This is a genomic window from Shewanella sp. 0m-8 (assembly GCF_052977265.1).
This window is the reverse complement of record NZ_JBRIMB010000079.1, coordinates 1-9,094: the sequence shown is the minus strand read 5'-3', so window position 1 is coordinate 9,094 and position 9,094 is coordinate 1. Positions and strand designations below refer to the sequence as shown.

The following is a 9,094-nucleotide window of genomic DNA, read 5'->3' as shown; positions in this document are numbered from 1 at the left end:
TGTTTAAAAACACTCGGATTTTGCCATCTTATAAAGATCGGTCAACCGATCAATAAACTGCTAAATGATCGGCATTAGCCTACTGGCTCCTTTTTTATCGGTTGGATTTGTCACTTATGACAATTCTAGACACTAATATTAGAAAGTGTAACCGACGCTAACCATGTAAACCCATGGGTCGATATCTGTTTCGACTTTTTGAGGAGCATCCCCTAAATTAAACTTAACGTCGGTACTGATCTGTGCGTACCAAACAGAGGCATTAATTAGCCAGCTATCATTGATTTGATAGTCTAAACCTACTTGGGCAGCCGCCCCCCAAGAGTTTGACAAGCTCAATTCTGACAAACCTAAATCTTTAGCTTCTTGAGTGAACTCATTGTCATAGAAATTAGTGAAGTTAACACCCGCACCAATATATGGACGTAGTTTAGATTGTGCATCACCGAAGTAATATTGAACAACTAAAGTTGGTGGTAAATGTTTAGTCTCAGCGATCTTACCTAACGAACCCAGTGAAATATCATGACTAAATGGCGTCGCAGCAAGTAACTCAATACCAATGTTATCAGTGATCATATAACCAAAGTTCAAACCAAGCTGTGTATTATCACTCACACTAAATTCTGCGACATCTGCAACAACAGGGCTAGATTCATTTGGCGCAACAACGGCAACACCAGCACGAACGATAATATCACCAGCTTGGTGAGCTGATACAGAAGAGGCGAAACCGGTAGTGAGAAGGGCTGTGGCGATTAAGCTAGAAACGATTTTTTTGTTCATCATACTACTCCATTAATACAACACTTAGCGCTGTTTTTATTATCAATATCCTTACATTCGTGTGCATCCTGCCTGATTAACACCTCTTTAAATTTGATCTAAATCAATACAAGCATCGAATACTCACTTAGAGACACATAAAGGCGACCTTGATCACACTTGCGAGGCGATGCCGCATACCATAGCGTTGAATTTTGTGACAAAAGCCAACTAAGCTCACTTAACGAGCTAACGCAATAAAAAGTCAATGCAACAATAAATCAACCTGCCAGCGATAAGTTTCTCAACGCTCGCAAGCAACGGACCCAATCACATTCAGAATCGTTATCGGTAAAACAGATGAGTACACCTAAGATTTATTTTTCCAGAAATTAAATTCACGTGAGCCTGTGCTGATAACTGAGGAATAGATACTAAGCAATAGATGCTCAGCGATAGGCGATAGATGTAAGGCGCTAATGGGGAGCAGAATGTACAAAATATTGACAACCTAGGGCGATCTGCAGCATACCCCAACTTCCCCTAATAGATGCCGTGCCAATAACTTTTATGCAAAGCAAGACCTTAGGGTAGTAACACCATTAGTGTCAGACCTACTTAAATCAGACTTATATTCTTGCTGGTCTTATTAATTAATCCTATGTTTAGTTGAGTCACTATATTTATTGTTAATAAAAACACTTTACTACTGGAGATTAGGATATGAACAAATGGGTAATAGGGGCTGTAACCGTTGCCATACTCGCCTTTGGGAGCGTGATTGGTTTTAATCTTTTTGTTAATAAGAAAATAGCGACCACTCTCGCCAATCTCCCTGAACCAATCTATCCCGTTACCATAGAGAAATTAACCCCTAATACTTGGGATCAAAACATTAAAGCAATTGGTTATATTGAGCCTAACCAAGGGGTCGATATTTCTAATGAAGTGGCGGGTTTGGTCACTGCTATTAATTTTGAAAATGGCGATAACGCCAAAGCCAATACCACCTTGGTCAGCATCAATTCATCGGTGCAAGCGGCACAGCTAAAGGAGCAACAAGTCCAACTACCCGCAGTGAGAGATGATTACAACAGACAGCTCAGACTCTACCGAGACAAATCTATATCACAGCAAAGTTTGCAGGCTGCTCAAGCGAAATACGAAGCACTGCAAGCCAACATTGAAAGTCTTCAAGCAAATATTGAACTTCGTCAAATCAAAGCGCCATTTAATGGCGTACTTGGGATTAGAAATATCAACCTTGGACAATTCCTTTCAACTGGCACCGATATTGTTCGCCTAGAAGACTTATCGGTAATGCGAGTTCGCTTCAGCGTCCCTCAGTCTCAACTAGGTAAACTGAGTGTTGGTCAAGCGATTACATTAACCGTAGACCCCTACCCTGAACGCATATACTCAGGAAAAATTAACGCGATTGAACCTGTAATCAATTATAAAACGGGCTTAGTGATGATTCAGGCACAGTTGCCCAATGATGATCAAACATTGCGAGGTGGCATGTTCGCCGAAGTCAGTGTTGGCTTAAGTAATCTCGATCAGCAATTTGTTCTGCCGCAGACAGCCATTGTATTTGCTTTATATGGTAACTCTGTATTTGTAATCGATAAGCAAGGTGATGACACCCGAGTTAAACAGGTCACCGTTGAAGTATTACAAAGAAACGGTAACTACGCGTTAGTTAAAGGTGCCTTAAAATTTGATCAAGACGTTGTGACAACCGGTATTCTCAATCTTGGTAATAATACTAAAGTCAGCGTAACACCGAACCCAATTTCGCTTCCAGATAAAATGCCGAAGCTGTAGGAGCGACATATGAATTTCACCGACACTTTTATTCATCGCCCTGTCATGGCGGCTTCACTGAGCATTTTACTCTTTATTCTTGGCCTCAATGCGATAAAAGATCTGCAGGTCAGACAATATCCAGAGATGACCAATACCGTCATTACAGTAACGACGCCATATCCTGGCGCCGATGCCGAATTAATTGAGGGCTTTATCACTCAACCCTTAGAGCAGGCCCTATCTCAAGTAGACAATCTTGATTTTATGACCTCATCAAGCCAACTTGGCACCTCGACTATTATCCTAAATATGGTGCTCAACACCAACCCTGAAGAGGCGCTGGCAAATGTATTATCACAAATCAACTCGGTAACGAACCAATTGCCGAAAGAGGCCTATAATCCTTCGGTCACCTCATCGACAGGGGCGACTACCTCCATCATGTATATCTCTTTTTTCAGTAAAGAACTCGACTCCAGTCAAATCGTCGATTACCTTGAAAGAGTTGTAAACCCTCAGCTATCAACCGTTAACGGTGTCTCCAACATTCAAATGATGGGCGGTACCCCCTTCGCACTCCGAATATGGCCGAACCCAATAAAACTGGGGCAATATAACCTTACCACAGCCGATTTAATCAGTGTTTTACAACAAAATAACTACCAATCAGCAGTCGGTCAGTTTAATAGTAGTTTCACCATTTTAAATGGCACAATTGATAGTCAAGTCGACACCGTTGACGGGCTAAAAAAATTAGTCATTAAAAGTGATAGTGGCCAAATTGTACAGCTACAAGATGTGGCTGATATCAGCCTTGGAAAAAGCAGTGACAGCACTCGTGCGCTCGCTAACGGTCGAGAAGCCGTGATTATTGGTATTAATGCCACTCCGACAGCGAATCCACTTGATGTTGCCGCAGGAATACGTACGCAGTTTACTTTGATTGAAAAAAACCTCCCGACTACCATTCAATCGACGCTAATCTATGACTCTACGCTAGCCATTACAGACTCGATTAATGAAGTGGTAAAAACCATCGCAGAAGCCGCTGCTATTGTCATTGTGGTCATCCTACTTTTTCTTGGTTCCTTCCGTGCGGTTATCATTCCGATTATCACTATCCCACTGTCTTTAATTGGCGTGATGGCTGTAATGCAAGTATTTGGTTTTTCTATTAACCTCATGACATTACTCGCCATGGTATTAGCGATAGGTCTGGTGGTTGATGATGCTATTGTGGTGGTGGAAAATGTAGATAGGCATATCAAAATGGGGGCAAAACCTTTAGAAGCAGCGTTGGTTGCGACGCGAGAAATCGCTGTGCCCGTTATATCCATGACCATCACATTAGCAGCCGTTTATGCGCCGATTGCATTGATGGGCGGCGTTACAGGTTCGCTATTTAAAGAATTCGCCCTCACGCTAGCAGGTTCTGTGGTGATTTCTGGCTTTGTTGCTCTGACTCTTTCGCCCATGATGTGCTCAAAGATGCTCAAACCACACTCTCAACCGAGCAAGTTTGAAGAGACTGTTGAACGAGTGCTCGGTGGCTTAACCGCACGCTATCACAAAACGTTGCTTGCGGTACTTGATCATAAGGGGGCAATCGTCTTCTTTGCAATCATAGTGCTTATATCCTTACCTATAATATTTAACTTCATACCTTCTCAGCTTGCTCCAGATGAGGATCAAGGCGTTGTGGTCGTGATAGGAACCACCCCATCAACCTCTAATAATGACTATATCCAGGCTAATATGGAGCTCATTACTCAAATTATCTCCAAACAGCCACAAGTAGAGGCATCATTAGCATTAGTTGGCGTTCCTACAACGAGTCAAGGGCTAGCCATCGCCCCGCTTGTCCCTTGGAGTGATAGAAAATTAAGCCAAAAAGAGATCTCCGCAAACGTTAATAAAGAAGCCAAAAAAATCCCTGGGATTACCGCTACAGCATACCAAATGCCCTCTCTTCCTGGCGCCTCAGGAGGATTGCCTATTCAATTCGTTATCACTAGTCCTGCCAGCTTTGAAACCCTATACAGCATTGGTAATAAGCTATTAGAGAAAGCCAAAAAGAGTCCACTTCTTGTCTATACGGATTTGAATCTAAAATATGATTCGGGCTTGGTAGAACTCAAAATTGATCGCGAGGCTGCAGGTGCCTACGGCGTGACCATGCAGGAGATAGGCTCAACACTCGGTACCATGATGGGTGGTGGCTATATTAACAGGGTGAATATTGATGGTCGCTCCTATGAGGTCATTCCCCAAGTGGAGCGTGTCTATAGGGCTAATCCTAAGTTAATTGACCAGTTTTATGTCACCGCACAAAATGGTTCTGCCATCCCGCTATCAAGCCTTGTCAGTTATAGCGTCAATGGCAACGCAAAATCGTTACCTCATTTCAATCAAATGAACTCAATCTCGATTGAAGCTGTGCCGGCTCCTAATGTCGCAATGGGCGATGCGATTGCTTATTTCGACCAATTGGCAAAAACAGATTTACCTCCGGGCTATACATACACCTTTATGGGGGAAGCACGCCAATTCGTCGAAGAAGGTAGCTCTTTGTATGTCACTTTCGCCCTCGCTCTTGCCATCATCTTTTTGGTTTTAGCCAGTCAATTTGAAAGTGTACGCGACCCATTAGTCATTATGTTCACCGTGCCTCTCGCAATTAGCGGTGCGTTAATCGCCCTAGGGTGGACACATATATCGGGTGAAACATCACTTAATATATACTCACAAGTGGGGTTAATTACACTGGTTGGACTGATAACCAAGCACGGCATTTTAATGTGTGAAGTCGCCAAAGAGGAGCAAATATTTAAAGGCGCATCAAAACATGATGCCATCATTGAAGCAGCCACAGTGAGACTTCGCCCGATCCTTATGACTACCTCTGCCATGATTGCAGGGTTAATTCCATTATTGTTTGCTAGCGGAGCGGGCGCTGCTTCGCGTTACAATATTGGTTTAGTGATCGTTGCTGGACTTGCAGTAGGGACACTGTTCACACTGTTTGTTCTGCCCGTTATGTACACGTACATCGCGAGTAATCATAAACTCCATGAGGGACTTGATGAGCAGCAAAGCAATATAAGCGATGACGCTCAGCTGACACCGCATTAACACCAAGACAATTACCAAATTAACGCCCAAATAACGCAACAATAACCCAGAGCCCTTTACCATTGTGAGTAACGATAGCAATGGTAAAGGGTTTGGCGGCATACTAAAAACGCCCCTCCCCCAAAAATATAAAACACAAAAAGCCAATACAGCAAATCAATACAAAACCAATACAAAGACTTAAGTAACAAAAGCCAAGCCAGATTTTCAATCGCGACTTCGGCTTCTACAATCTAATAGCACAACAACTTGATGAGTCACTCAGTGCGTAAAACTCATCCAAAGACAGCAAACTTGCTACAGCAGAGCTAAAGATGGGGGGGGTTATCAGCTTGCTCAATGCCCATACATTTTATCGAAATTGGGGATTTTCTGTTCCCATATTGGCACCTCTTCTCCAATGATAGCTTTGAGCGTGTTAATAAATAATTTAGTTTTAATTGGGGCGTCTCGGTGCGGATACACGGCATAAAACGTACCGAGATCATTTAAATGTAGCTCAGTCATAATAGGAACAAGCTTCTGCTCTAGAATTTCGTTCTCAATCATCTGCGCAGTAACAACTGCCAGCATATTGCCCGCGACAGCCGTTTTGGTGATCATTTCAACATCGTTAACTTTATAAACCACATTCAATTGCAGCTGCTTAGTTTCGCTGTTGGCATCAAGATAGGAGAACTTATCAATCAGCAGCCCAGGCGCTGCGTAAACTGCAGCGGGTAAAGTTTCTAGTTGTTCAAGCGTCTTTATTTCGCCGTGTTTTTTGATGAACTCAGGAGTCGCCACAATCAATAATCGGTTTCGTGCAATCTTTCTGGTAATAAGGTTTGAGTCTTTTGGTTTGCCGATACGAAAGCCAATATCAAACCCCTCTGCAACCATATCGATGAGTCTATCTTCTAAACGCAGTTCAATATCAACATCTGGATATTGTTGCTGAAAAACCAACACTGCTTGCTGTACATGTTGTCGACCAAACAGAGTCGAACTCGTGATCCGTAATACGCCTTTGGGTTCAGAATGATAATACTGTGCCAATCGATGGGAGTCATTTAACAGCATGCGCAATGATTTTGCTTGGGCCACCATCTCATGACCCACTGCGGTTAAAGAGAGCGATCGTGTGGTGCGATTTAGCAAATGTACGCCAAGTTCATGCTCTAGCCGGCTGATTTGTTTCGAGATAACAGATCTATCGACATTTCTTTGTTCTGCCACCTTACTAAATGAGCCCAGTTCAGCGACTTCAAGCAGTAGTAATAATCGACTTGGAAAATCCATACAGCCTCTTTGTTGCATTTTTAGCACCAATCAAGTGCCAGTTTACGTATTTTTCTTAGCTTATAACAACTTTATAGTAGCTACACTTTGAATGGCTTAAACAAACCGAGCCGACTACATCATGAGGAAGACATTATGAGCAAGTTAGCAATTAGCCACAGCGAAGGCATAGCAACGGTTAGCATCAATAATCCACCATCGAATGTAATCACCAGTGATTTGATCAATGAAGTTAACGCCTTTGTTTTATCGTTAAAATATGATCGTGATACCAAAATAGTGGTGTTTAAGTCACTCCATCCACTGTTCTTTTTAGCTCACTTGGACTTGCATGTGATCAACGGCACGCCCGCAGGCCAAGCTGCATCGATTGAGTTTAATCACATGATCACCAACATTAAAGCCATGAAGCAGCTTTCAGTTGCTGTGGTGGATGGCGTCGCTCGTGGCGGTGGAGACGAATTTGTGATGGCCTGTGATTTGGCTTATGCGACAGAAAATGCTGTATTTGCTCAACCTGAAATCCATGTGAATATCCCAACGGGTGGCCAAGGCGCGGTGCAGTATGCTCGCAGAATGGGTAAAAACAAAGCACTGCAGGCCTTATTACTAGGTAATGACTTTACCGCTCAACAAGCTGAAGCGTTAAATATCATTACTCAGTACGTTCCCAAGGCCGAAATAGATGGCTTCTTAGCCCAGGTGCTTGGTGTTATTAGCCAATTAGAAATTCGTAATATTGTGATGTACAAAGAGATCATCGCGGCATCGATAATAGATGAAGATGCTGGCGCCGAGCTAGAGCTACGCTATTTTCTAGAGCGCGCAAAAGAGAATAAAACACAAGCCATCATAGATGCATTTATCAAAAAATAGTGGACAAACAGACCGCGAAGCAAAAGATATTCAAGGGATCTTTGTCGATACGGCTGCAGAGCTTGCCAAGTAGTTCAGCGGCTAGAAGCTCATCTGTATGGGCAGCGATAAACAAACCTATGGCTGCCATATTATCTAAATTTTGAATTGCTAAAAAACGTTATTAAATAATTGGATGACCGTAAACCGGTTAAGTAAAGGTAAAAGTGAGATACGAAGGTAATATTTATCGTCCACCATTAGAGGCGGACGCTTACATACTGCAATGCACGATTGGCTGTTCCTACAATAAATGCACCTATTGCTCTATGTACAAAGACGTGCGCTACCGAGCAAGGTCTATCGATGAACTGATAGAAGATATTCAGATGGCAAAACGTGCTTTTGGCGCCAATATTAACAAGGTTGAAAAAGTATTCCTAAGTGATGGTGATGCAATTTCACTGCCCACCAACATGCTATTAGACATACTGGCAGAGCTGTACGCTGCATTTCCAAACTTAAGCCATGTCAGTACTTATGCTGGCCCACAAAGTACACTGAGTAAGACTCAAGAAGAGTTAACACAATTAAGGCAAGCTGGACTCACTATGACCTATTTAGGAGTTGAATCCGGTTCAGATGAAGTACTCAGTACGATTCGTAAGGGCGTTAGCGCTGAAGAGATGCTTGTCGCAGGCCGTAATATTGTTGCTTCAGGCATCAAACTTGTCGCAATGGTAATGATTGGTATCGGAGGCCGTGGTGACATATCGCAGACTCACATAAAGGAAACTGCGAAATTAATCAATCAGATGAAACCTTATCTGCTGGGCACATTAACCACTGTTGCCATTGAGGGCACTGCTTTATGTAGGCAAGTTGCCAAAGGTGAGTTCAATTTGCTCGATCCTTATGAAGTACTAGAAGAGATGAAGATGTTGCTGGAACATATTGAGTTACCAGACCTATATATTGATGGTACTCATGCATCTAATTTATTACCAATAAAAGGCATATTTAAAGATGACAAACTTGACATGCTAGCATCTATAAATAAGTACTTAATCAACAAAGATGAAAGTTTAATTGGTAAAGCTTACGTTGGCCGATTTTAACGTCAGAGATTTTAAAGTCAAAGTAATACCTATCCGACATAAAAAGGGCTTTATAATCAGTAATGCCGATCATTTAGCAGTTTATTGATCGGTTGACCGATCTTTATAAGATGGCAAAATCCGAGTGTTTTTAA

General features: G+C 42.4%; 6 protein-coding genes. 4 read left to right on the top strand and 2 right to left on the bottom strand.

The features are described 5' to 3' along the window. Positions 1 to 138: 138 nt before the first annotated feature. Entirely contained in the window at positions 139 to 789 is a 651-nt protein-coding gene (gene ompW, locus ACVBIO_RS21025; RefSeq protein WP_447162326.1) for an outer membrane protein OmpW, read from the bottom strand. A gap of 699 nt (positions 790 to 1,488) precedes the next feature. Here ompW and ACVBIO_RS21020 point away from each other — a divergent pair. Together ACVBIO_RS21020 and ACVBIO_RS21015 are read left to right on the top strand one after the other, a co-directional pair. Continuing rightward, on the top strand, positions 1,489 to 2,592 hold the full coding sequence (locus tag ACVBIO_RS21020) for an efflux RND transporter periplasmic adaptor subunit (RefSeq protein WP_447173369.1): 1,104 nt from the start codon (positions 1,489 to 1,491) through the stop codon (positions 2,590 to 2,592). A 9-nt stretch (positions 2,593 to 2,601) separates the two neighbouring features. Beyond that, positions 2,602 to 5,706, top strand: a complete 3,105-nt coding sequence (locus ACVBIO_RS21015) for an efflux RND transporter permease subunit (protein ID WP_447173368.1) — start codon at positions 2,602 to 2,604, stop codon at positions 5,704 to 5,706. A gap of 336 nt (positions 5,707 to 6,042) precedes the next feature. Here ACVBIO_RS21015 and ACVBIO_RS21010 read toward each other — a convergent pair whose 3' ends face one another. Continuing rightward, the gene (locus ACVBIO_RS21010) at positions 6,043 to 6,987 is read right to left on the bottom strand and encodes a LysR family transcriptional regulator (RefSeq protein WP_447173367.1); all 945 of its coding nucleotides are present in this window, start codon (positions 6,985 to 6,987) and stop codon (positions 6,043 to 6,045) included. A 135-nt stretch (positions 6,988 to 7,122) separates the two neighbouring features. Here ACVBIO_RS21010 and ACVBIO_RS21005 point away from each other — a divergent pair, with 135 nt between their 5' ends. Beyond that, entirely contained in the window at positions 7,123 to 7,863 is a 741-nt protein-coding gene (locus ACVBIO_RS21005) for an enoyl-CoA hydratase/isomerase family protein (protein ID WP_447173366.1), read from the top strand. A gap of 206 nt (positions 7,864 to 8,069) precedes the next feature. Beyond that, positions 8,070 to 8,960, top strand: a complete 891-nt coding sequence (locus tag ACVBIO_RS21000) for a radical SAM protein (protein ID WP_447173365.1) — start codon at positions 8,070 to 8,072, stop codon at positions 8,958 to 8,960. Positions 8,961 to 9,094: the final 134 nt, after the last annotated feature.

Coding starts and splice junctions, on each gene's coding strand:
- ompW (WP_447162326.1), bottom strand. CDS start 789: ATGATGAACAAAAAAATCGTTTCTAGCTTAATCGCCACAGCCCTTCTC.
- ACVBIO_RS21020 (WP_447173369.1), top strand. CDS start 1,489: ATGAACAAATGGGTAATAGGGGCTGTAACCGTTGCCATACTCGCCTTT.
- ACVBIO_RS21015 (WP_447173368.1), top strand. CDS start 2,602: ATGAATTTCACCGACACTTTTATTCATCGCCCTGTCATGGCGGCTTCA.
- ACVBIO_RS21010 (WP_447173367.1), bottom strand. CDS start 6,987: ATGGATTTTCCAAGTCGATTATTACTACTGCTTGAAGTCGCTGAACTG.
- ACVBIO_RS21005 (WP_447173366.1), top strand. CDS start 7,123: ATGAGCAAGTTAGCAATTAGCCACAGCGAAGGCATAGCAACGGTTAGC.